The organism is Hydrogenophaga intermedia, from assembly GCF_000723405.1.
GTDB lineage: Bacteria > Pseudomonadota > Gammaproteobacteria > Burkholderiales > Burkholderiaceae_C > Hydrogenophaga > Hydrogenophaga intermedia.
In genome coordinates, this window is sequence record NZ_CCAE010000067.1 from 1 (window position 1) to 22,024 (window position 22,024).

The following is a 22,024-nucleotide window of genomic DNA, read 5'->3' on the forward strand; positions in this document are numbered from 1 at the left end:
ATCTCGTTCAAACCTTTTCAGTCAAAGTGCTCAGCATAGACGAGCAAGTTGCTTGACCGTCAACGCGACAAAACCCGCGCAGGCCAGCCCGGCGCTGGTGCAACTGGCGGTGGACACCGCGTCCGCCCAGGGCTGGCCGCGCCCCTTGCTGGCCTGGCTGCTGGTGCAGCAGCGCACCGCGCAGGCGGCGGGCGACACGGCCACCGCCGAGCGCCTGCAGCGGCGCATCGACGCCGTGGCACCCCGCGCCACCGTGCGCTGAGGGCCGGGGTATGAGTGAAAGACCGCAAGGGCCGATCCGGTGATGCCTGAGCACCGGCCACGGCGAACCATCCTGAGCGTCGACGACCACGAGCTGGTGCGCGTGGGCCTGCGCCAGGTCATCGGCCAACACTTTGCCGACCGCTTCCATGTGGCCGAGGCGCACAACCTGGAGCAGGCCCTGCGCTTTCTGGACGAGCGCGCGGACGAGGTGTTCCTGCTGCTGCTCGACCTGAACCTGGGCGACACGCGCGGCCTGGCCGGGCTGCGCTTGCTGGGCCAGCGCCACCCGCGCCTGCCGATCGCCGTGGTGTCGGGTTCGAACGACGAGCGCGTGCGCGATGAGGTCCGCGCCCACGGCGCGGTGGGGTACTTCTGCAAAACCGGTGACACGGACGACCTGAAGGGCCTGCTGGACACGATCGAACGCGCCGCGACGGGCACCGACGGCGCACTGGCCGACGCGCCAGCGGGACCGCACGACGCCTTGGCCCGCAGCAGGCGCCTGCGTCCGGGCATCCGCCTCACCGACCGCCAGGTCCAGGTGCTGGAGCTCATCCTGGGCGGGCTCGACAACCAGGCCATCGCCACCGAAACCGGGCTGGCCTTGGGCTCGGTGAAGAACTGCGTCTCCACGGTTTTCCTCGCCTTCAACGTGCGGTCCCGGGCCGAGTTGATCGGGCTTTTTTCGTGAGCCGGCCGTGAGCGAGGGGGCGTCGACCCGCGTGGCCGTGCAGCGCATCCGGCTCGAGCTGCTGCTGCAGAAAACCGGGCCGGTGCGCATCCTCTCGCCCATTCCCTTCGCCACACCGCTGGCGGTGGTCTTCTACTTGAAATGGGCCTCCGTGCTGGCGCTGGTCTGGCTCGGTCTGTTCTATGCCGTCGTCGCCGTCACCTACCTGCGACGAAGAACGCTGCAGGCCCGCGGGCCGCTGCCGGACCACGAACTGCCCGACATCCTTCGCGGCCGTGTGCGCGACATCCTGCTGTTGGGCGCCATGTGGGGCCTGGCGCCCTGGATGCTCAGCGCCCACCGCAGCACCGACGACATCGTGCTGATTTCCATCTTCATCATGGGCGCGATCTCGCTGGGCTCGGCCATCGTGTCCACCCATCGCCAGACCATTGCCGCCTTCAGCCTGCCGGCCGGCGCGGGCATGGTCAGCGCCTGCTTCTGGCACGGCGGGCTCGTTGGCTGGGTGCTGGCGGTTTGCATGGCGCTCTTTCTGGTGATGACGCTCAAGTGGACTTTCCAGCAGGCCGACCTGCTCGAGCAGTCCCTGACGGTGCGCTTCGAGAAGGAAGACCTGGCCCGCCGGCTGGAACAGCAGGTGGAACTGGTGGAGAACGCCAACCGCGAAAAGAGCCGCTTTCTCGCGTCCGCCAGCCATGATTTGCGCCAACCCCTGCACGCCATCTCGCTGTTCACCTCGGTGCTGGAGCGTTCGCGGCTGGACCCGGACAGCGCGCAGACCGTCACGCGCCTGAGCCATTCGGTGCGCCTGCTGAACCAATCGCTCGACACCATGCTCGACATCTCCCGGCTGGACGCGGGCGCGGTGCAGCCGAGCGTGGAAGCCGTGGGTGTGCACGGGCTGTTCCTTTCGCTGAGCCACACCTTCGCCGGCAGCGCGCAGGAGCGCGAGCTGCAGATCCGCTTCCGCGCCCCGGGCGAGCTGGCCGTGATGAGCGACGCTCAACTGCTCACGCGCCTGCTCGGCAACCTCATCGACAACGCCATCAAGTACACGCGCAGCGGCGGCGTGTTGATCGCGGCCCGCACGGGAGCACCGGCGGCGCGCGCCGGCTGGGTCTGCTTCGAGGTCATCGACACCGGCATCGGCATCGCCCGTGAACACCAGGTGCGCGTGTTCGACGAGTTCTTCCAGCTCGACAACCCGCAGCGCGACCGCGCCGCTGGCCTCGGCATCGGCCTGTCCATCGTCAAGCGCTTGTCGAGCCTGCTGGAACACCCCATCGAGCTGTCGTCCACGCCCGCGCGCGGCACGCGCTTTCGCGTGTGGGTGCGACAGGCCGTGGAAGGGACGCCCGCGCTGGCCGGGCCCGCGCCCGCCGACCCCGTGGTGAGCGAAGGCCGCCTGCCGCGCCACGTGCTGATCGTCGACGACGAGCGGGTGGGGCGCGAGGCGCTGAGCTTGCTGCTCTCGTCCTGCGGTTGCACCGTGCATGGCGCCAGCGACCTGCCGCAGGCGCGGCAACTGCTGGAAGCGAACCCGATCGAGGCCGTGGTGTCCGACGACCGCCTGCCGGGCGACAGCAATGGGCTGGCGTTTCTGCTCGCGCTGCGCGACAGCGCGCCGCACCTGCGCACGCTGCTGGTGACGGGCGAGACCGCGCCGCAGCGCATCAGCGAGATCAAGGCCAGCGGCGTGCCCTTCTTGCACAAGCCGGTGGTGGCGCAGCAACTGCTGAACGCCTTGAGCGGCCGACCGAGCGCCTGACCCCTTCGCGCGCCGCGCGATGTGACTGCGGTCACTTCTCCGGGGAAAAGGCGCTTCGGATACTGGCGCCATGACAAACAACTTCTTCGGAACTCTTTGCGCCGTGGCGGCCGCCGCGTTGTCGTTGGCGGGCTGTGGCGGTAGCGGCGGCGGCGGCGGACCGTCGCCCACGCCCACGTCAAGCGGTGGCTCGATCACCGGCCAGGCCTTCAAAGGCCCGACCCGCGGCGCGACCGTGTGCCTGTACGCCCTCGACCCCGCGGCACCCGATCGCAAGGGCGCGGCCGTACCGGCCCAGCCCGGCTCCCTGCCCACCATCGACAACGGCTGCATCGTCACCGGGGGTGACGGCCAGTTCCACGTCCAACTGCCGGACACCGCCACCGGTGAGCTGCTGGTCGAATCAACCGGTGGGACCTATTGCAGCGACGAAAGCACCTTCGACGGCACCAGTTGCGCCCACGGCGGCGCGCCGGTGCCCATGGGGAGCAACGCGTTGCGTACGGTGGTGTCGGTGCCGGGATCGGGCCGCACCGCCAGCGCGCCCTTGACCGTGCTGACGACGGCGGCGGTGGGCGCCGCCGGCGCGCTCGGCGCCGCAGGGTTCAACACCGCCTATGCCACCGTCGCAAGCAATTTCGGCCTGGCCGGCACCGCCGCCAACGCCGACCCCGCGAGCGGTGCGCTCAACAACATGCTCCGGGGCCTGAGCCGCCACCTCGGTGCGGACAACCGGCTGATCGCCAGCCTGGTGGAGCGCATCGCTGACGGCACGCTCACCGGCGGGCACGGCGAGATCACGCCGGTGGCGACGGTCATCGGGCGGGCCTTGCTCTCCGATGAGCGCCGGCAGGTGATGCTGGCGTTGGCCTGTTTCACCGACGCGGACGGCATCCACCAGGAACACGTCTATTCGATGTTCCTGCCCGAGGGCAGGGCCACCCGAGGCAGCTTCACGGCCTATCACTACGGCGATGCCGCGTGCGACGGGCCCATCGGTCAGATCAGTGTCGGCTTCGACGTGGAGTACCTGGGCAGCGTGGACGTGCCCCGGCAGGCCACCACGGACGTGCGCAAGGCGCAGGCCGGCAACGCGAGTGTGGCCCGGCTCGCCTTCCCCGTTGACAGCCGCCTGGGCGAGCACTCGGGGGTCGACGCGAACTTCATGATCGCCCGCATCGACGACGCCTGTCATTCCAATGCCAAGGCCTACCTGAGCGCCGTTGACAGCCCGGTGCAGGGCGGTGTGCTCTCCCGGCTCGACATGAGCCAGCCGTACACCATCTACTGCGAAAACTGATTCGCGACCTCTCTTTTCCCACCACGTCCCGATCGGGACCCTTTCCCATGCACCGACTGCTCCTTGCCCTGACCCTGCCTCTGCTCGCCAGCGCCGCCATCGCGGCAAGCGATTCATCCTGCGCCGAGCACGAGAAACTTCGTGCCCAACGCGACAGCGCCTTGCAGAAGAAGGACTTCAAACAGTACTGCGTTGCCTTGTCCGGCCTGATCCGGCTGATGCCGCAGAAGCCGCCGGCGCCCGCGCACGTTCAATGCGAAGCCAACGCCAATCGCATGAAGGCCGAGGCCTGGCTCAAGGTACGCCCGTCGGTCATCGACACCATGACGACGACCTTCGATCAGAACTGCCGCTGACGCGCGTTCACTGGGCCGCGTCCGTCGCGGCCTTCACCTCCGACAGCTTGCAACCCTTCTTCAGGAACAGGTCCACCAGGTGCTCGCTGCGCGCCTGCACGTGCTCCAGCGCCTGTTCCGCATTCACCAGGCGCGTCTGTGCCTGCATCATCTTGTTGGTGCTGTCCTGCATGCCGGCCCGGCGCGCTTCGGCGGCGGCCTGCATGGCGTAGCCCTGCACCTGGCTGCCACCGGGTATCAGCCCCAGCAAGCTGCCGCCGATGGCGGAGCCGACGCCACCGCGGCCTTCGCTGGCGAGCTTCATCATCTCGTTCTGCGTGTCCGTCATGACCTGCTGGGCCTGCGCGGCCTCGGCCCGGTGAATCTGGCCGGTCTTCTCCAATGCCTGCGTCTCCGCGTGGATCTGCGCGCAACTCAACTCGCCGTCGCCCAGTTGCCGCACGCTGCGCATGGGCTCCGTGGTGAGCATCGGGCCGATCTGCGCGTTGGCGAGCACGGGCATCAGCGCGAGGCAGCCATGCAGGGGTATGCGCTTGAATGTGGTGGAAAGCATGCAGGACCTCGTCTCGAAGGGAAGGTGGACAGCGCGCGCGGGTGCGGCGCCGCGGTCCTGCGAGTGTCAAAGGCGGGCTGTCGAGCGGGAAGTGACCAGGGTCACGCCCCTCCAGAACGCAGTCGTTCAGCGCACCGGGTCAGGCATGGTTGGTCAGCCGGTCGGCAATGAACTTGAGCGCCTGCAGAGCGCTCGCCGGATCACCGCTGTACTGGGCTTGCACGATGGCGCCATCCACCGCACAGGCCAAGGCCTTCGCCATCCGCTTTCGCTGAGCTGATTGCGGCAGAACCGCTTCGATGGCCTCGGCCATTTCCTGCTTGTGCCGGCGCGTGGCCTCGATGACGGCTGGCATTGCGGGACCCATCTCGCTGACGCCGTTGAGGAATGCGCACCCTCGGAAATCGCCAAGCGCCTTGCCCTGGAACCATTCCTTCATCACCGGCGCCAGCGCCTGCGCGCCGGTTGACCCGCGTGCGTGGCGTTCCAAGGCCTCGGTGAACCAGTTCATCCACCGCTCGTGGCGAAGGTTGAGGTAAGCCAGGATGAGGTCGTTCTTGCTCGGAAAGTGCCTGTAGAAGGTCACCTTGGTCACGCCGGCCTCGGCAATGACGCGGTCGATGCCGGTGGCGCGGAGGCCCTCGGCGTAGAAGAGATCGTGCGCCGTACGCAGGATGCGTTCTCTCGCGGACAGGTCGCCGGTGCTGACAGCGGTGTTTTTGTTCATGACGGCAATATAGACAGACTTGTCTACTTTTGCCACAATTCGCATGTAGACAGAACTGTCTACATGCCGTTGGTCTGCGGCTCACCACGACCATTCACCGAAAGCCACCGCCATGGAAACGCGCCCGCCCTTGCCCCCATTCACCCGCGAAACGGCGATCCAGAAGATTCGTCTGGCCGAAGACGGCTGGAACAGCCGCGATCCTGCGCGCATCGTGCTCGCCTACAGCCCTGACACCGTCTGGCGCAATCGGGCCGAGTTCCCTCGGGGCCGCGCCGAGGCGCAGGCGCTGCTGGAGCGCAAGTGGGCGCGCGAGCTTGACTACCGCTTGATCAAGGAGCTTTGGGCTTTCGACGGCCATCGCATCGCTGTGCGTTTTGTGTACGAATGGCACGACGACGCCGGCAACTGGTTCCGCAGCCATGGCAATGAGAACTGGGCGTTCGACGAACAGGGCCTGATGACGCATCGCCACGCGAGCATCAACGACCAGCCGATCAAGGCCGAAGACAGGAAGTTCCATTGGCCGCTGGGCCGCCGCCCTGACGACCATCCCGGGCTCACGGCCCTGGGGCTGTGACGTGAACGCCCGGGGAGAGAATTCGTCCGACCGTCAGGGCACCATCTTCACCAAGGGTTGATACAAGGAGTCAGCACCTGGGCATCGGCATGTCGTCGCACTGCACACAACCGGCGTTGTTTCTTCTGCCACTCCTGCCGATGTGTTTGCCGCATGTGGCAAAGCATTCCGTGCTGGCTCGAAACGCCGCCCATTTCGCCTGACAGCTGTCTTGCCGTTGCGCGGCAACGCCCCGTTTGGGGGCCGGCTCGGGCTTGGGGATTTCCGCTGCTTCCGAAGGAACCGCTGGCGCAGTGGTGTCGTCGCCCGAACCATCGGGGGTGGAGCCGGGGGAGGTCGCCGGGGGAGTGGCTTCAAATCCGTCTGCCAGATTCGTGCGGGGAACACGCACCTTCTTCGCGCCCTGTGCTGCCGAGGCATCAGGCCGGTCGCCAAAATGGACCTGGCCATTGCTGTCTGTCCAGCGGTACACCTCGGAATAGGCACCGCTGCCGGCGAGTACCAGGGCGATCGCCGGCAGAAGACGGACCCAACGAGCAGTTCCCATATTGCTCCCCCTGATGCATTGAAGCCAACAGGCATGGTAGTGCAGCGCACCGGTGCGGCGAATGCACAAACTGGGGGAGCCCGGGCGCGCGCTTTCCGGCCTGAACGGCTCGGGCCGGCAAGCGCGCCGCGCTCAGTTCACTTTGCCGATGCGCTGCACCACGCTCTTCATCGCCGCCGCGTCGGCCTTCACGAAGGCATCGAACTCGGCCGCGTCCTGGTACTGGAACTGCGTGCCGGCGGTGGTCATCACCTGGATGGTGCGCTCGTCGCGCGCGGCCATGCGGGCGGCCTCGCGCAGCTTGTCGATGGCCGCCTGCGGCGTGCCCGCCGGTGCGAACAGGCCGGCCCACTGCGAGTAGCTGATGTTCACGCCCAGCTCCTTGAAGCTGGGCACGTCGGGCAGCAGGGCCAGCCGGCCTTCGCCCCAGTGGGCCAGCGCGCGCATGCGCCCGCTCTTGATGTGGCCGACCACGCTGGCCGGGCCGCTGGCCAGCGCCTCCACCTGGCCGCCCAGCAGGCCCACGATGGCCGGGCCCGCGCCGGTGTAGGGCACGTGCAGCATGAAGGTGTTGGTGGCCGCCTTGAGCTGCTCCATGGGTACCTGCATGGTGCCGTAGTTGCCCGACGAGCCGAAGGTGATGCGCCCGGGGTTGGCCTTGGCGTAGGCGATGAACTCGGCGTAGGTTTTCCAGGGGCTGTCGGCGCGCACCACCAGCACGGTGGGGTCGGCCGTCATGCGCGCGATGGGGGCGAGCTGGTTCACCTCGAACTGCGCGGGGCGGTTGAGGATGCGGTCCGCTTCGGGCAGCACCACCAGCGATGAGAGCGCCATGAGCACGGTGTAGCCGTCGGCCGGGGCCTTGGCCACCGCCGCCATGCCGATGGCGCCGCCCGCGCCGCCGCGGTTGACCACCACCACCGACTGGTTCAGGTGGCGGCCCATGGCCTCGGCCACGGGGCGGCCCACGGTGTCGGCCACGCCACCGGGCGGGAAAGGCACGACCATGGTGATGGGCTTGCTGGGGTACGGGTCTTGCGCGAAGGCTGTGCCCAGGCCGGTCAGGCCCAGGGTCGCCGAGGCGCCGAGCAGGCGGTGGAAGTCGCGTCGTTGCATGTGTTTGTCTCCTGTCGTTGTGGGTGTGCTCGTGTGAAGGAAGGGCTCAGGCGAAGCGGTTCTCGATCTCGCCGATGCCGTCGATGGCGATGCGCACCACGTCGCCGGCCTTAAGGAACTGCGGCGGGCTCAGGCCCATGCCCACGCCAGCGGGCGTGCCGGTGGCGATCACATCGCCGGGGTAGAGCGTGATGCCGCGCGAGATGGTCTCGATCAGCGTGGGGATGTCGAAGATCAGGTCTTCGGTGCGGCCGTCCTGGCGCGGCTCGCCGTTGACCCAGCAGCGCACGCGCGTGTGCTGGCCGTCGAGTTCGTCGGCGGTGACGATCCACGGGCCCATGGGGCAGAAGGTGTCGAAGCTCTTGCCCATGTCCCACTGCTGGTGGCGCATCTGCACGTCGCGCGCGGTCACGTCGTTGACGATGGTGTAGCCCCACACGTGCTTCATCGCGTCGGCCTTGGCGATGTTCTTGCCACCCGTGCCGATGACCACGGCCAGTTCGGCCTCGTAGTCGATCTGCGGGGAGATGGCCTCGCCGGGCAGTTGCACCGCGTCGGTGGGGCCCACCACGCACTCGGGCACCTTGGTGAAGACGATGGGCCACTGGGCCGGGTTGGCGTTGTTGTTCTTGAAGACCGAGCCCTGCAGTTCCTTGGCGTGCTCGTGGTAGTTGCGGCCCACGCACCAGATGTTGCGGCGGGGCAGGGGAATGGGTGCCTGCAGTTGCGCGGCGGACAAGGCGATGGCTTGGCCCTTGGTTCCGGGCAGGGGGCGCCCGGCGGCGGCGGCTTCCACCAGCGGCAGCGCGCCGCGCTGCGCGTCGGCGGGGGACAGGTCGAAGGGGGTGACGGACTGGCCGTCGGCCGAGACGAGGCCGACGCGGCGTTGGCCCTCATGGGCGAAGGTGGCGATGCGCACGAAATCTCCTGATGGTTCAATGTCAAGTACCAAAAAATACCAATTGGTACCAGAACGGCAATGGTAGGCTGTCATGGGGCAGATCCACTGCGGGAATACCCTGGGGCGGGCTCGCCGAGCGCGATTGGTCTGGTTTGGTACAGTGCGCGCATGAGCCTTTCCACCCACCTGCGCCAGACGCTTCTCGATCAGTTCCAGGCCGGCCACTGGCGCGCGGGCGACCGCCTGCCCACCGAGCGCGAGCTGTCCGACCAGCACGGCGTGAGCCGCACCACCGTGCGCAAGGCGCTGCTGGAGTTGAAACAGCAGGGCCTGATCGAGCAGACCGTGGGCAGCGGCACCTACGTGAGCGAGCGCGCGGGCGACCAACTGGGCCGCCGCGTGGCGCAGGACTCGTCGCGCTACACCAGCCCGGCCGAGCTGATGGAGGCGCGCCTGGCGATGGAGCCGGCCATCATCGACATGGCCGTGCGCAACGCCAACACGGCCGACCTTCAGCGCATGGACCACTGCTGCGACGAGGCCGAGCGCGCGAGCACGCTGGAGGCCTTCGAGCACTGGGACGCGGAGCTGCACCAGGCCATCGCCGACGCCGCGCACAACAGCTTCGTGGCCAATGTGTTCGAGCTGATGAAAACCGTGCGCGCGCAGGGCGACTGGGGCCAGCTCAAGAAGAAGAGCGTGACGCCCGAGCGGCGCCTGGCCTACCAGGCCGAGCACCGCGAGATCGTGCGTGCGCTGCGCGACCGCGACGCGGCGCGCGCGAAGGAGATGACGGTGGCGCACCTGCTGCGCGTGCGGCAGAACCTGCTGGGCCACTGAGGCATCGGGGCGCGGGAATAATCCCGGCTCCTTCACCAGGCCTTTGTTCATGGCAGATCCCGTCATCGTTCTCGGCGCCGGCATGGTCGGCGTGTGCACCGCGCTGCACCTGCAGCAGCGCGGCCACGCCGTCACCCTGGTCGACCGGCGTGAGCCCGGTCGCGAAACCTCTTACGGCAACGCCGGCATCATCCAGCGCGAGGCGGTGGAACCGTATGCCTTTCCGCGAAGCTGGGCCATGCTCGCGCGCGTGGCGATGAAGCGCGGCGCGGACGTGAACTACCACCTGGGTGCGCTGCCCGCGCTGGCGGGGCCGCTGGGCCGCTATTGGTGGAACTCGCGGCCCGCGAGTCACCGGCGCATCGCGCGTGACTACGCGCGCCTCATCGAACATTGCCTGAGCGAACACGCGCCGCTGATCGAGCAGGCCGGCGCGCAGGACCTTGTGCGCCGCGAGGGCTTTCGCGCGGTGTTCCGCGACGCTGCGTCGATGCGCCGAGCCGTTGCCGACCGGCACCGCGTGGCCGACGAGTACGGTGTGCGCCACGCCGTGCTGGACAGCGACCAACTGGCCCACGCAGAGCCCGCGCTGCGCCGTCGTCTGGCCGGTGCCATTCACTGGCTGGACCCGTGGTCGGTGAGCGACCCGGGCGAGCTGGTGGCGCGTTACGCGGCACTGCTGCGCCAACAGGGTGGGCGCGTGCTGCAGGGGGACGCGGCCAGCTTGCGCGCCACGGGCGCGGGCTGGCGCGTGCGCACGGCCGAGGGTGATGTCGACGCGCCGCACGCCGTGGTGGCGCTGGGCCCCTGGTCCGACGCTGTGCTGCGCACTCTGGGCTATCGCTACCCGCTGTTCGTCAAGCGCGGTTACCACCGCCACTACACCGGCGGCGAGCCGCCGCGCCTGCCGATGCTGGACGCCGACGGCGGCCTGGTCATCGTGCCCATGCGCCAGGGCGTGCGGGTCACCACGGGGGCCGAGTTCGCACGGCTGGACGCGCCGCGCACGCCGGTGCAGATGCCACGCGCGCACGCGCTGGCCAGTGAACTGTTCGATTTGCCGAACCCGGTGGAGCCGCAGCCCTGGATGGGCGCGCGCCCCTGCACGGCCGACATGCTGCCCGTCATTGGCGCAGCGCCGCGGCACAAGGGCCTGTGGTTCAACTTCGGCCACGCGCACCAGGGTTTCACGCTGGGACCGGTGAGCGGGCGGCTGTTGGCCGAGCTCGTCGGCGGTGGCACCCCCGTGGTGGATCCCGCGCCGTATTCGCCGGCGCGGTTCGGCTGATTCAGCCGGCGGCGCGTTCCAGCACCGCCACGTTCACGGTCGACCGCAGCCGGAAACCCAGCGCCTCGTACAGCTTGATCGCGGCGACGTTGGTGTCCCACGCGTGGAGGAAGGGCTGCTCGCCGCGCGCCTGGATGCGCGCCGCAATGGCCGCCGACAGGCGCCGCGCCAGGCCCATGCCGCGCGCGTCGGGGTGCGTGCACACGCCGCTTACTTCCGCGTAGCCCGGCACGCGAAAGCGCTCTCCCGCCATGGCCAGCAGGCGGCCACCCTGGCGCACGCCCAGAAAGTCGCCCATCACGTGCGTGCGCGGCAGGAACGGGCCGGGCTCGGTGAGCGTGGCCAGCGCGAGCATCTCGGCCGCGTCGGGTTCGCCCAGGCGCAGCAGTTCGTTGGCACCGCCTTCGTCGCGCAAGTCGCGCGTGGCCAGCATCTGCACGCAGGTGCCTTGCTTCACGATTCGCAGGCCGGGCGGCACCATGAGATCGGGCACCTGCGCGAGAAAGACGTTGTCGCCTGGCGCGAGCAGCGCTGCGAGGGCGGCCAAGGCCTCGGGGCTGTCGTCGGGCGTGGCGGCGAAGCGGTTCACGTCGGGCTGGTAGCGCCGCGCCAGCGCGCCGCCCACGGACAGGCCCGCGTGCGCGCCGGTGAGGCTGGCCCACACGGGCCGATCAAGCGGATGCATGCGGTTCCTCGGTGGCCAGCTTCTGGCGGTTCACACGCGCCAGCAGCGGCAGCGCTTCCAGCGCTTCTTCCAGCGCCGCCAGTTGGGCGAGCAGGGCGGTGCCGTGGGGCGCGCAGGCCTCGGCCACGGCCGCCTCGATGGTCGGCCAACTGTGCTGGCGCGCGTGCGCCACCTGGCGTTGGCCGGCCTCCGTCAATTCGACGGTGCGCAGCCGCAGGTCACCGGCCGACTGGCGCGCCTCCACCAGCCCCGCCTCCTGCAATTTGCCCAGTTGCCGGGTCACGCCTGGCTGGCGCACGCCCAGGGCCAAAGCGATGTCGCCCACGGTGAGCGGCCCCAGCCGCTGCAAGGCCGCCAGCACCGGCAGGTGGGAGGCGGGAATGTCCGCCACCCCCTCGGCCTCTATCACGGCCTGCGTCTGCGCCTGCAAGCGTTCGCCGATGCGCTTCAGGCGCGTGCCCAGGGTCAGCAGCCCGAGCGATCTGACAACGTCTTCCATGATTTAAATATAACAAGGTATATGCCTTGCAATTTAAATCGGAAAACAAAGGCCTGTCCAGCCCCGGGGCATGGACAGGCCGGCGCGGCGCTTTACTCGACGCGGATGTTCGCGTCCTTCACCACCACGCCCCAGCGCTGGCGTTCCTTCTCGAAGAACTGGTCCTGCTCGGCGGGCTGCATGGTGTGCACCTCGGCGCCCTGGCCGGTCAGGCGCGAGCGCACCTCGGGGCTGCGGATGGCGGCGATGAGTTCGGCGTTCAGGCGCGACACCACGGCGGCCGGCGTGCCCTTGGGCACCAGCACGCCCTGCCAGGTGCCGGACTCGAAGTCCTTCACGCCCTGTTCGGCCAGGGTGGGCACCTGGCCCACCAGCGGCATGCGCGTGCGCTTGGAAATGCCCAGCACCTTCAGGCGACCGTTCTGCACGTGGGGCAGGGTGGCCAGCATGCCGTTCATGATCACCTGCGTCTGGCCTGCCACGGTGTCGGCCACGGCCTGCGAGCCGCCTTTGTAGGGGATGTAGGTCCACTTCGCGTCCATGGCCCGCTGCACGGCCACGCCGGCCACGTGCGGCGCGCTGCCCATGGCGGTGACGGCGAAATTCAGGTCGCTGGTCTTGGACAGCGCCACCAGCTCCTGCAGGTTGTTGGCCTTGACCGAGGGGTGCACCGCCAGCATGTGCGGGGAGTAGGCCAGCATGGTCACGCCGCGCAGGTCCTTGCTCGGGTCGAACTGCAGCTTGTAGACGGAGGGGCTGATGGCCAGCGCGCCCACGTCGCACAGCAGCAGGGTGTAGCCGTCGGCCGGGGCCTGGGCCACCAGGCCGGCGCCCAGGTTGCCGTTGGCGCCCGCGCGGTTTTCCACCACCACGGGCTGGCCCAGGCTCTTGGCCAGGGGCTCACTGATGGCGCGCGCGATGATGTCCGACGACCCCCCGGGCGGGTAGGGCACCACGATCCGCACCGGCTTGGCCGGGAATTTCTGCGCGTGCGCGGGCAGGCCCACGGTGGCCAGGGCGGCGCCGCTGGCGATGAGTTGTCGGCGATTGAGGGTCATGAGGGGTCTCCTGAGGGCTTGGACGTCCGCGATGGCTTTGTTACAGTCGTCTGATGCAGTGATCTGTTGTCAGTCGTCGGTTGTCTGACAACTAGAGAATTCTGTGAACACGCCCGCGCCGCGTCAAGGAAAAAACCATGCTCCCCGTGAAAACCCCAGGTGAAGGCGCGGCGTCGACCCGGCCGCGCCGCCCCCGCGGCCTGGTGCCCGAGATCGTGGACACGCTGGCCGGCGACATGCGCGAAGGCCGGCTGCAGGCCGGGGACAAGCTGCCCACCGAATCGGCCCTGATGGCCCGCTTTGCCGTGAGCCGCACCGTGGTGCGTGAGGCCATTTCCCGGTTGCAGGCCTCGGGCCTGGTGGACACGCGGCACGGCATCGGCACCTTCGTGCTGGCCTTGCCCGAGCGGGGGCCGTTTCGCATCGCGCCCGAAGATGTGGCCACCGTGGCCGACGTGGTGTCGCTGCTGGAGCTGCGCATCAGCCTGGAAGGCGAGGCCGCCAGCCTGGCGGCGCAGCACCGCGACGAAGACCACCTGCGCCAGATGGAGGCCGCGCTGGCGGCCTTCGAGCTGTCCATCGCCGAATATTCGGACGCGGTGCCGGCGGACTTCCAGTTCCACATGGAGGTGGCCCGCGCCACCGGCAACCGGCATTTCGCGGACCTCATGACCTACCTGGGCACCATGATCATTCCGCGCACCCGCATCAACACCGCCAGCAGTGCCCCCGAGGGGCGCCTGGCCTATCTGCAGCGCGTGCACGTGGAGCACCAGAACATCTACCATGCCATCCGCCTGCGCGACGCCGAGGGCGCGCGCCAGGCCATGCGCCTGCACCTGTCCAACAGCCGCGAGCGGCTGCGCCGGGCACAGGCCGAGACGCCCGGCTGACGCTTCCCCCGCAACGCTCCTCTGACGGGGCCCCTTGGAGATTCCGACTTGGTCCCCCTGAACGATTGGCTGCTGTTCGCCGCCGCCGCGCTGTTCGTGGCCATCACGCCCGGCCCCAACATGGTGTACCTGCTGTCGCGCTCGCTCTGCCAGGGCAAGCGGGCGGGCGTCATCTCGCTCATGGGCGTGGTGGTGGGTTTCCTGGCGCACATGTTCGCGGCGGCCGTGGGCCTCACGGCGCTGTTCATGGCCGTGCCGCTGGCCTACGAACTGCTCAAGTGGGCCGGCGCGGCGTACCTGCTGTACCTGGCCTGGCAGTCGGTAAAGCCCGGCGCGCGTTCGCCCTTCGAGGCGCAGGACCTGCCGGCCGACCCGCCGCGCAAGCTGTTCCTGATGGGCTTCTTCACCAACCTGCTCAACCCCAAGATCGCGGTGTTCTACCTGTCGATCTTTCCGCAGTTCGTCTCGCCCGCGCACGGCTCGGTGTTCGCGCAAAGCGTGCAGCTCGGGCTCACGCAGATCGTGGTGAGCTGCTGTGTGAACCTGGGCATCGTGCTGTCGGCCGCGCGGCTGGCGCTGTGGTTCGCGCGCAGCCCGCGCTGGCTGGCGGCGCAGCGTTATGTGATGGGCACGGTGCTGGCCGCGCTGGCAGTGCGCCTGGCCATGGAGCAGCGCCGCACGGCCTGAAAGGGCGTGAACCGTGCCGAGCCGTCATGCGCCGCTGGCTGTTGATCCTGCTGTTGCTGTGCGCGCCGCTGTCGCCGGTGCTGGCTCACTGCGCGCACGGGATGGCGGGCGTGGTGGTTGTGTCCGCCGATGCCGGTGAGCCTGCCGCTGCGGCGACGGCCGATGCGACGGCCCCGTTGGGTGGCCTGGACGCCGACCCGTGCCACACGCACGCCGTGGCCCTGCCACCGCCAGGCCCGGCGAGCCACGCCGGGCGCGACGCCGCACCCCGCGCCAGCCCCTGGCGCCCCAGCGACGGGCACAGCGCCCGCCCCGAACGCCCCGACTGGTGCGCTCCGCGCCAGGGGGCCAAGCGCCTGAGCGCCTGAGGCCGTTGCGCCCCGCTGGCGCGGCGCCCGTCCCCCTGATCCCTCGTCCTTCGCCGCCGCGCGCGGCGCCGGGGTCGCGCGCCCCGGCCTGTCCTCTCCGATTCGCTTTTCCTGTCCCCCATGAAAAACCGTCCCCTCACCGTTGCCGTCCTGCTGGGCGCGCTCGTGTTCTTCTTCACCCTGGGCCTGTGGGCCTGGCAACAGCGGGGCGCCAGCGACGAGCCGCCCGACCGCGCTGAACCGCTCCGCCTGCAGCGCATGCACTCGCCCGTCATTGGCCCGGCCAGCGCGCCGGTGACGCTGGTCGAATTCTTCGACCCGTCCTGTGAGGCCTGCCGCGCCTTCCACCCTTTTGTGAAAGCCTTGCTGGACCAGTACCCCAGCGAGCTCAAGCTCGTGATCCGCTACGCGCCTTTCCACCCGGGCTCGGACAGCATCGTCAAACTGCTGGAGGCCGCGCGCCGCCAGGGGCTGTACCAGCCCGTGCTGGAAGCGGTGCTGGACGCCCAGCCCGCCTGGGCGGATCATGCGCAGCCGAACCCCTCGCTGGCGTTCGCCGCCGCCAAACAGGCCGGGCTGGACATCGAACGCGCGCTGCAGGACATGCAACGCCCCGAGATGGAGGCCTTGCTGAAGCAGGACGTGGAAGACCTCAACGCGCTGCTCGTGGAGAAGACGCCGACCTTCTTCGTCAACGGCCGCAGTCTGCCCAGCTTCGGCCCCGAGCCGTTGGCCGAACTGGTGGCCGAGGAAGTGGCGCTGGCGCGCCGCGCGCGGTCCGGGCCGTGAGACGATAGCGGCTCTCAACGACAGGAGTCGATCATGGATTGGCTTGTGCTCGGGCTGGTGCTGTTCCTCGGCATCCACTCGGTGTCCATCGTGGCGCCGCGCTGGCGCCACGAACTGGCGCACCGCGTCGGCGAAGGGCCCTGGAAGGGGCTGTACACGCTGGTGGCGCTCGCGGGCTTCGGCCTCATGGTGGCCGGCTACAGCGCCGTGCGGCAGCACCCGGTGCTGCTGTGGACGCCGCCGGTGGCCATGCGTCACGTGGCCGCGCTGCTCATGCTGCCGGTGTTCGTGCTGCTGCTGGCGGCCTACCTGCCCGGGCGCATCCAGCGCGCGGCCAGGCACCCCATGCTGGTGGCGGTGAAGCTGTGGGCGCTGGCGCACCTGCTGGCCAACGGCGGCCTGGCCGATGTGCTGCTGTTCGGCGGCTTCCTGGCCTGGGCCGTGGCCGACCGCATCTCGCTCAAGCGGCGTGCGCAGGCCGGGCTGCTGCGCGCGCCGCACACGCTCGGCGCCGGCAGGGCCAATGACGCCATTGCGCTGGTGGGTGGGCTGCTGCTCTACGCCGTGTTTGCCTTCTGGGCGCATGGCTTCCTGATCGGCGTGCAACCCTTCGGCTGACCGGGAACCCCGGGGCGGGCGTTCGCCTCCATCGGGGCACGCCTTGATGACCACTTCGAACCCGATGGGAGATTCCATGATCCGACGCCTTCGTCCCCTGTTCATCACCCTGGCGGCGGGCCTTGCCGCGGCAGGCGCCCTGGCCCAGCCGGCCGGGCGCCTCACGCCCGAGGTGGTGGCCGGCGGCCTGCAGAACCCCTGGGGCCTGGCCTTCATCGGCGACGGCCGCCTGCTCGTGACCGAGCGCCCCGGGCGCATGCGCGTGGTGGAGGCCGACGGCCGCCTCGGCCCCGCGCTCAAGGGCCTGCCCGACGTGGACGCCGTGGGGCAGGGCGGCCTGCTCGACGTCATCACCGACCGCGACTTCGCCACCAACCGCACCGTGCACTTCTGCTACAGCGAGCCGGCGCTGGTGGGCAACTCCACCGCCATGGCCTCGGCGCGCCTGTCCGACGACCGCACCGCGCTGGAGAACGTGCGCGTGGTCTTCAGCCAGAAGCCCAAGGTCGGCAGCCGGCTGCACTTCGGCTGTCGCATCGTGCAGGCGGCGGATGGCAGCTTCTTCCTCACCCTGGGCGACCGCTACCTGCGCATGCACGACGCGCAGACCCTGGACAACCACCACGGCAAGGTGGTGCGCGTGCTGGCCGACGGCAAGCCGCACCCCGACAACCCCTTCACGAAGCAGGCCCGCGCGCTGCCAGAAATCTGGACCCTGGGACACCGCAACATCCAGGGCGCGGCCCTGGGGCCCGACGGCGCGCTCTGGACCATCGAGCACGGCCCGCAGGGTGGCGACGAACTCAACCGCCCCGAGGCGGGCAAGAACTACGGCTGGCCCGTCATCACCTACGGCGAAAACTACGGCGGCGGGCGCATCGGCGACGGCCTGACCAGCCGCGCCGGGCTGGAGCAGCCGGTGCAGTACTGGGTGCCCTCCATCGCGCCCTCGGGCCTGGTGTTTTTGCGCAGCGACAAATACGGCCCGGCCTGGCAGGGCAACGGCTTCACGGGCTCGCTCAAGTTCCGCCACCTGGTGCGCCTGCAGATGGAGGGTGGGCGCGTGGTTCAGCAGGAGCGGCTGCTGACGGAGCTGAACCAGCGCATCCGGGACGTGCGGGAAGGGCCGGATGGGTGGCTGTATGTGTTGACGGATGACAGTGATGGGAAGGTGGTGCGCTTGACGGTTCGGTGATGAAAACGTATCGTTCGGCCATGCGCCTGGGGCGTATAGTTTGTCGATGCTCACCGTCGTCGAAACCCTCCTCTTCCAGCGCCAGTGGCCCCTGTACTGGACCGAAGAAGAACGAGGGGCTTTCGTCAGCTACATCGCGGAGCGCCCCATTGCCGGGGATGTCGTGCCCGAGTCCGGCGGCATTCGAAAAGTCCGTTGGGGACGAGCAGGTTCGGGCAAGTCGGGTGGTGTTCGGGTGATCTATTTCACTCGCACTGCCGAAGGCGAGGTCGTTTTGCTCACGATGTATGCCAAGGCAAAAACGGACAACCTCACCGGTGCCAAGTTGAAGGAGATCCGCCGTGCGCTCGAAGAGTAAACCCCTGACCAAGGCCGAACTGGCGGCCTACGAGGCCAAACGCGACCTGGCGGCTGAGCTTCTGCAGTCCGTCAAGGAAATGAAAGCGGGCCAGCTTCACGTGGTGTCCTCGCCGGTAGTCGAAGCGCGACAGAAAACGGGGCTTTCCCAATCGCAGTTCGCTGCACTCATGGGCGTTTCCGTCCGCACCTTGCAAGGCTGGGAACAAGGCCGAAAGCAACCCAGTGGTGCTGCGCGCACATTGCTGGCCATTGCCAGCATGAATCCCAAGGCACTGTTGGCTGTCGCCGGTCGGTAGTTTCTTTCGTAGTCGGATGAGTTCTCGTACGCGAACACATGAACAGGTCATTCAGCAATTGATGCAACGCCCTGGGGTTCGAGAAGAGATTGAGCGCATCGAAGGGGAGTCCGTGGAAGCCTCTTCTCGGGCAACGTACGAGCGTGCCAGACGGCTTGCAAGCATGGCCGCCTGGTCCGTCGATCTTCAGTGTCGTCGGCTTGCTTCAACAGATTCCGGGGATGACGTCTTTGTATTGCGCCGATGGACTGACTTTGACTTCCTGATCGTTGCGCTCACGCGGCTTCGCCGCGCTTGCACTTTGGCTGCAAGGGTTCCTCAGATTCGCCAATTCATGCTGGACGCGCTCAGCGAGTTCGATACAGCTCTTCCCGATCTCAAGCGAATGCGCGACGTGGCGGAACATGTTGATGAGTACGCGATCAATCGCGGCAGAAGGAAGATGGTCGATCGCTTGGCGCTCGAAGTGTCCGCGATGAGTCACGATGGCTCGACATTGGAGTGGCTCGGCGCTCGTCTGAATACGAATGAGGCCTCGCAAGCGGCGCAAAATTGTTTGCATCCATTCAATCGGCTGCAGATGCTTTTCCTTCGGTGGAACCGTGAAAGTGACGCTTGAAGTTCGCGACGCCAAGGCCTCCATGGCCGACTTTGCGCGCGCGTGGAAAACGGGCAAGTCCGAGAAGGCGGCCCGCATCAATTTCGCATCGCCAGAGCTGCTGTGGAAAGTGCTCACGGCCAAGCGCTGGGAGCTGTTGAAGGCCTTGTGTGGCGCCGGGCCCGTGTCCATCCGCGAAGCGGCCCGCCGCGTCAACCGGGACGTGAAAGCGGTTCACGGCGATGTCTCCGCGCTGCTGAGTGCCGGCGTGTTGGATCGAGCGGAAGGTGGCGGGATCGTCTTCCCTTACGACGCCGTCAAGGTGGAGTTTCTGTTGCAGGCCGCCTAGGTAGCGCCTAGGAGCTTGAATCGGTCAGAAGCGCTTCGAGTGACAAGTCGAGCGAAGCGGCAAGCTTTGCAAGGGTGAGCAGCGAGGGGTTGCGCGCTTGGCGTTCGATGTGGGCGATGACGGAAATGTTGACGCCCGACTGCTGACTCAAGTTCTGTTGCGTCAGCTTCAGCCGTTTCCTCGTCGAGACAAGGTTCCTCGCCACCACTTCCTCGATCAAGGCCTCGCCTTCCTGTCGTGCCACTGGTCTTCTTCCCATCAGTGAGCCCGCAGTAACGCCGAGGGCGCGGGCTAACTTGTCCACTGTCTTCAACGAGGCGTTGACCAGCCCCTCTTCCAACAGCTGAATCATGTGTCGGCTCACATGCGCTTGTTGCGCCAGTGCGTTCGAACTCCAGTTTCCCTGCGCTCGTAGAGCAAGGAGGTTCGCCGCCAGTTGCGCAAGGACGGGTGGGGTTTCACGAGCATGTTCAGACACCAAAAAAGTGTTGGCATCGAACTCGGGTGCATTGTCGATTTGAGACATAATTTGAGGTAGGCTTTGGGAGTCAAACTTGTTCATCACCGCCGCCGGCCTCGTCCAGTACCTTCATCCCTCAAAGGTCGCCCCGCGCCAGAGCCACTGGCCGGCCATCACGCTCTCGATGGAGCGGCCCTGGTGCCTGCTCGTCTACGACGTCTCCTACAACGGCGAGAAGGTGTCGCAGACCTGCCTGGTGGGCTGGGACAACACGCTGCTGGACTTGCTGGCCGAGATCCCCATCGCGAACCTCACCGGCATCGCCCGCCTGGACCGGTGCCGCGCGCCTGGCCCGCGTTGGAGCTTCAATTGGATCGGTGCGCTGTGGGCGCCGGCGCCATGCGAGACCCCATCGGTCGGCCCTCTGTTGTTCAAGCTCGGCGACGACCCGCACGTCCGCAACGGCCACCTGCTGCCCGTGCCCGACGCACCCGGCCGACGGCTGTTGTACGAGGCGTCCCCGTAGCCCGCGCCTCAGCGCGTCAATACCCGCCGCGCCCCATGGCTCGCGGCGTCCACCAGCGCCACCATCAGCAGCATCGCGCCGAGGATGGTGGCGGTCTTGCCCATGTGGAACAGGCCCATGTGGAAGGCCAGCATCTGGCCCAGGCCGCCTGCGCCCACCACGCCCAGCACGGCGGCGGCGCGGATGTTGTTTTCCCAGCGGTAGAGCGTGTAGCTGAGCAACTGCGGCAGCACCTGCGGCAAGGTGGCATAGAGGAATACGCGCGCGCCGCCCACGCCCTGCACGCGCAGCGCGGCGGCGGGGCCGGGCGGGGCGTTCTCGATGGCTTCGGCGAACAGGCGGCCCAGCACGCCGGCCGTGTGAAAGGCCAGGGCCAGCGTGCCGGCGAACGGCCCCAGGCCCGCGCTGATGAGCAGCAGCGCGGCCCACACCAGTTCGGGGATGCTGCGCAGTGCGTTGAGCAGCAGCCGCGTGGGGCCGCGCGCCCACGACGCACCGCCATCCACGCGCCGGCTGGCGGGCAGCGCGAGCAACACGCCCGCCACCGCCGCCAGGCCCGTGCCCAGAGCCGACATGGCCAGCGTTTCCCAGGTGCCCTGGGCCACGCGGCGCAGAAACTCGGGTGAGGTGTCGGGCGGGAAAAACTCGCCCAGGAAGCGGCCCATGCTGCGCGCGGCGTCCAGCGAGAGGAACTGGTGCCACTGCAGGTCGAGGGACCAGAAGCTCGCGACCACCAGTGAGGCCAGCGCGAGCACGAACCACAGGGCCTTGCCGCGTGGGTCGAGCAGGGAAGGGGAAGCGGGCGGCAGGGGTTTCATCCGAGCGCCTTCCTGAGGCCGGCGCTCACGCGGTCGGCCAGCGCCACCAGGGCCATGAACACCAGCAGCATGGTCGCCACTTCGCCGCCGTTGAACATCTTCATGGCGTTGTCCATCTGCTGCCCCAGGCCGCCCGCGCCCACGAAGCCCAGCACCACCGAGGAGCGGATCGCGCATTCCCAGCGGTAGACGGTGTAGCTGGTGAGTTCGGCCGCGTTGGTGGGCAGCAAGCCATAGAAAAAGGCCTGCAGGCGCGAGGCGCCGTTGCGCAGCAGGGTCTGCGTGGCGTGGGCCTCGCCGCTTTCCAGGATCTCGCCGTACACCTTGCCGAGCATGCCGCCGTAGGTGAGGGCAATGGCCAGCACGCCGGCCGTGGGCCCCAGGCCTACCACGCGCACGAAGACCAGTGCCCACACCAGCTCGGGGATGCTGCGCAGCACGATCAGCAACCAGCGCACGGCCTGGCGCACCAGCCAGGGCCCGCGCGCCATGCGCCCCGACAGAGCCGAGACCGAGAGCACGCGCGTGGACGCGAGCGTGAGCGGGATGGCCAGCACGAGCGCCAGCGCCATGCCGGCGGTGGCGATGGCCACGGTGCGCCAGGTGTCGCGCGCCACCAGGGCGAGGAATTCGCCGTCGAGCGCGGGCGGCAGGAAGCTGCCGAGGAATTGCGCCGTGACCTTGAGGTTCTTCGGCTCGACGAGCACCCAGGGCTTGAACTCGGTGGCCACACCCAGCGGCCACAGCAGCACCAGGGCGGCGCCGATCCAGAACACGCGCGAGACCCAGGCCGGGTCGCGGGTGGGCGCGGGGCGCAGCGTGGCGGTGTTCATCGCGGGGTCAAAGGCACTTCAGCGGCACATCAGCACCGGCGGCAGGGGGGTGGCCGCCGCC

General features: G+C 68.5%; 30 protein-coding genes. 19 read left to right on the top strand and 11 right to left on the bottom strand.

From position 1 onward, the window contains the following. The first annotated feature begins 52 nt into the window (after nt 1–52). The 5 genes from BN948_RS22820 to BN948_RS22840 all read left to right on the top strand — a co-directional run bounded on the left by BN948_RS22820 (nt 53) and on the right by BN948_RS22840 (nt 4,379). The gene (locus BN948_RS22820; protein WP_035624095.1) at nt 53–262 is read left to right on the top strand and encodes a hypothetical protein; all 210 of its coding nucleotides are present in this window, start codon (nt 53–55) and stop codon (nt 260–262) included. A 42-nt stretch (nt 263–304) separates the two neighbouring features. After that, entirely contained in the window at nt 305–955 is a 651-nt protein-coding gene (locus BN948_RS22825) for a response regulator transcription factor (RefSeq protein WP_009515346.1), read from the top strand. A gap of 7 nt (nt 956–962) precedes the next feature. Next, a complete protein-coding gene (locus BN948_RS22830; RefSeq protein WP_009515347.1) occupies nt 963–2,723 on the top strand; it encodes an ATP-binding response regulator in 1,761 nt (586 codons plus the stop codon). A gap of 70 nt (nt 2,724–2,793) precedes the next feature. Beyond that, entirely contained in the window at nt 2,794–4,023 is a 1,230-nt protein-coding gene (locus BN948_RS22835; protein ID WP_009515348.1) for a hypothetical protein, read from the top strand. Nucleotides 4,024–4,070: 47 nt separating this feature from the next. Then, entirely contained in the window at nt 4,071–4,379 is a 309-nt protein-coding gene (locus tag BN948_RS22840; protein ID WP_009515349.1) for a hypothetical protein, read from the top strand. A gap of 7 nt (nt 4,380–4,386) precedes the next feature. Here BN948_RS22840 and BN948_RS22845 read toward each other — a convergent pair whose 3' ends face one another. Both BN948_RS22845 and BN948_RS22850 read right to left on the bottom strand, forming a co-directional pair. Beyond that, nucleotides 4,387–4,932 carry a hypothetical protein gene (locus tag BN948_RS22845; protein WP_009515350.1) on the bottom strand — a complete coding sequence of 182 codons (546 nt, stop codon included), beginning with the start codon at nt 4,930–4,932 and terminating at the stop codon, nt 4,387–4,389. A gap of 139 nt (nt 4,933–5,071) precedes the next feature. Beyond that, nucleotides 5,072–5,659 (bottom strand): TetR/AcrR family transcriptional regulator, encoded by a 588-nt coding sequence (locus BN948_RS22850; RefSeq protein ID WP_035624101.1) that lies wholly within the window; start codon nt 5,657–5,659, stop codon nt 5,072–5,074. Nucleotides 5,660–5,771: 112 nt separating this feature from the next. On the opposite strand from BN948_RS22850, the gene BN948_RS22855 reads away from it, so the two are divergent. Continuing rightward, a complete protein-coding gene (locus BN948_RS22855) occupies nt 5,772–6,239 on the top strand; it encodes a nuclear transport factor 2 family protein (protein ID WP_009515352.1) in 468 nt (155 codons plus the stop codon). 70 nt (nt 6,240–6,309) lie between these two features. Here BN948_RS22855 and BN948_RS27595 read toward each other — a convergent pair whose 3' ends face one another. The 3 genes from BN948_RS27595 to BN948_RS22865 all read right to left on the bottom strand — a co-directional run bounded on the left by BN948_RS27595 (nt 6,310) and on the right by BN948_RS22865 (nt 8,821). Further along, a complete protein-coding gene (locus BN948_RS27595) occupies nt 6,310–6,786 on the bottom strand; it encodes a DUF4124 domain-containing protein (RefSeq protein WP_081922031.1) in 477 nt (158 codons plus the stop codon). A gap of 132 nt (nt 6,787–6,918) precedes the next feature. After that, nucleotides 6,919–7,902 (bottom strand): Bug family tripartite tricarboxylate transporter substrate binding protein, encoded by a 984-nt coding sequence (locus BN948_RS22860; protein WP_009515353.1) that lies wholly within the window; start codon nt 7,900–7,902, stop codon nt 6,919–6,921. A 46-nt stretch (nt 7,903–7,948) separates the two neighbouring features. Beyond that, nucleotides 7,949–8,821 (bottom strand): fumarylacetoacetate hydrolase family protein, encoded by an 873-nt coding sequence (locus tag BN948_RS22865; RefSeq protein WP_009515354.1) that lies wholly within the window; start codon nt 8,819–8,821, stop codon nt 7,949–7,951. Between the two features lie 150 nt (nt 8,822–8,971). Between BN948_RS22865 and BN948_RS22870 the strand changes: the two genes are divergently transcribed. Together BN948_RS22870 and BN948_RS22875 are read left to right on the top strand one after the other, a co-directional pair. Then, nucleotides 8,972–9,643, top strand: coding sequence for a FadR/GntR family transcriptional regulator (locus BN948_RS22870; protein WP_009515355.1), 672 nt, complete (start codon nt 8,972–8,974; stop codon nt 9,641–9,643). 49 nt (nt 9,644–9,692) lie between these two features. Beyond that, nucleotides 9,693–10,931, top strand: a complete 1,239-nt coding sequence (locus BN948_RS22875) for an NAD(P)/FAD-dependent oxidoreductase (RefSeq protein WP_009515356.1) — start codon at nt 9,693–9,695, stop codon at nt 10,929–10,931. A 1-nt stretch (nt 10,932) separates the two neighbouring features. On the opposite strand, the gene BN948_RS22880 is transcribed toward BN948_RS22875, so the two are convergent. The 3 genes from BN948_RS22880 to BN948_RS22890 all read right to left on the bottom strand — a co-directional run bounded on the left by BN948_RS22880 (nt 10,933) and on the right by BN948_RS22890 (nt 13,173). Beyond that, entirely contained in the window at nt 10,933–11,616 is a 684-nt protein-coding gene (locus BN948_RS22880; protein ID WP_009515357.1) for a GNAT family N-acetyltransferase, read from the bottom strand. Next, nucleotides 11,603–12,115 carry a MarR family winged helix-turn-helix transcriptional regulator gene (locus BN948_RS22885; protein ID WP_009515358.1) on the bottom strand — a complete coding sequence of 171 codons (513 nt, stop codon included), beginning with the start codon at nt 12,113–12,115 and terminating at the stop codon, nt 11,603–11,605. Before BN948_RS22885 ends, BN948_RS22880 begins: the two co-directional genes overlap by 14 nt. A gap of 92 nt (nt 12,116–12,207) precedes the next feature. Beyond that, entirely contained in the window at nt 12,208–13,173 is a 966-nt protein-coding gene (locus BN948_RS22890; protein ID WP_009515359.1) for a Bug family tripartite tricarboxylate transporter substrate binding protein, read from the bottom strand. Nucleotides 13,174–13,310: 137 nt separating this feature from the next. On the opposite strand from BN948_RS22890, the gene BN948_RS22895 reads away from it, so the two are divergent. The 10 genes from BN948_RS22895 (at nt 13,311) to BN948_RS22935 (ending at nt 19,326) form a co-directional block, all read left to right on the top strand. After that, nucleotides 13,311–14,066, top strand: a complete 756-nt coding sequence (locus BN948_RS22895; protein ID WP_009515360.1) for a FadR/GntR family transcriptional regulator — start codon at nt 13,311–13,313, stop codon at nt 14,064–14,066. A 48-nt stretch (nt 14,067–14,114) separates the two neighbouring features. Next, on the top strand, nt 14,115–14,753 hold the full coding sequence (locus tag BN948_RS22900; protein WP_009515361.1) for a LysE family translocator: 639 nt from the start codon (nt 14,115–14,117) through the stop codon (nt 14,751–14,753). Between the two features lie 26 nt (nt 14,754–14,779). After that, complete coding sequence (locus BN948_RS22905; RefSeq protein ID WP_035624106.1) at nt 14,780–15,121, top strand: hypothetical protein; 342 nt, start codon at nt 14,780–14,782, stop codon at nt 15,119–15,121. A 120-nt stretch (nt 15,122–15,241) separates the two neighbouring features. Then, nucleotides 15,242–15,910 (top strand): DsbA family protein, encoded by a 669-nt coding sequence (locus BN948_RS22910; RefSeq protein WP_009515362.1) that lies wholly within the window; start codon nt 15,242–15,244, stop codon nt 15,908–15,910. Nucleotides 15,911–15,943: 33 nt separating this feature from the next. Next, nucleotides 15,944–16,528, top strand: coding sequence for an NnrU family protein (locus BN948_RS22915; RefSeq protein WP_009515363.1), 585 nt, complete (start codon nt 15,944–15,946; stop codon nt 16,526–16,528). A 76-nt stretch (nt 16,529–16,604) separates the two neighbouring features. Next, a complete protein-coding gene (locus tag BN948_RS22920) occupies nt 16,605–17,723 on the top strand; it encodes a PQQ-dependent sugar dehydrogenase (RefSeq protein WP_009515364.1) in 1,119 nt (372 codons plus the stop codon). A 46-nt stretch (nt 17,724–17,769) separates the two neighbouring features. Continuing rightward, on the top strand, nt 17,770–18,081 hold the full coding sequence (locus BN948_RS22925) for a type II toxin-antitoxin system RelE/ParE family toxin (protein ID WP_009515365.1): 312 nt from the start codon (nt 17,770–17,772) through the stop codon (nt 18,079–18,081). After that, nucleotides 18,065–18,379 carry a helix-turn-helix domain-containing protein gene (locus BN948_RS22930; RefSeq protein WP_009515366.1) on the top strand — a complete coding sequence of 105 codons (315 nt, stop codon included), beginning with the start codon at nt 18,065–18,067 and terminating at the stop codon, nt 18,377–18,379. The genes BN948_RS22925 and BN948_RS22930 overlap by 17 nt, the downstream gene beginning before the upstream one ends. A gap of 163 nt (nt 18,380–18,542) precedes the next feature. Next, complete coding sequence (locus BN948_RS25890) at nt 18,543–18,998, top strand: hypothetical protein (protein WP_051756347.1); 456 nt, start codon at nt 18,543–18,545, stop codon at nt 18,996–18,998. A gap of 22 nt (nt 18,999–19,020) precedes the next feature. Next, nucleotides 19,021–19,326: an HVO_A0114 family putative DNA-binding protein gene (locus BN948_RS22935; RefSeq protein WP_009515367.1), complete on the top strand. Its 306-nt coding sequence runs from the start codon at nt 19,021–19,023 to the stop codon at nt 19,324–19,326. A gap of 7 nt (nt 19,327–19,333) precedes the next feature. Here the strand turns inward: BN948_RS22935 and BN948_RS22940 are convergent, their stop codons facing one another. Then, nucleotides 19,334–19,888 carry a helix-turn-helix domain-containing protein gene (locus BN948_RS22940; RefSeq protein ID WP_236953894.1) on the bottom strand — a complete coding sequence of 185 codons (555 nt, stop codon included), beginning with the start codon at nt 19,886–19,888 and terminating at the stop codon, nt 19,334–19,336. Here BN948_RS22940 and BN948_RS22945 point away from each other — a divergent pair. Continuing rightward, nucleotides 19,881–20,312, top strand: a complete 432-nt coding sequence (locus BN948_RS22945) for a hypothetical protein (protein WP_009515369.1) — start codon at nt 19,881–19,883, stop codon at nt 20,310–20,312. The genes BN948_RS22940 and BN948_RS22945 overlap by 8 nt on opposite strands. Nucleotides 20,313–20,320: 8 nt before the next feature. On the opposite strand, the gene phnE is transcribed toward BN948_RS22945, so the two are convergent. Beyond that, complete coding sequence (phnE, locus tag BN948_RS22950; RefSeq protein WP_009515370.1) at nt 20,321–21,130, bottom strand: phosphonate ABC transporter, permease protein PhnE; 810 nt, start codon at nt 21,128–21,130, stop codon at nt 20,321–20,323. Continuing rightward, nucleotides 21,127–21,963 (bottom strand): PhnE/PtxC family ABC transporter permease, encoded by an 837-nt coding sequence (locus tag BN948_RS22955; protein WP_009515371.1) that lies wholly within the window; start codon nt 21,961–21,963, stop codon nt 21,127–21,129. The genes phnE and BN948_RS22955 overlap by 4 nt, the downstream gene beginning before the upstream one ends. Nucleotides 21,964–22,024 lie beyond the last annotated feature (61 nt).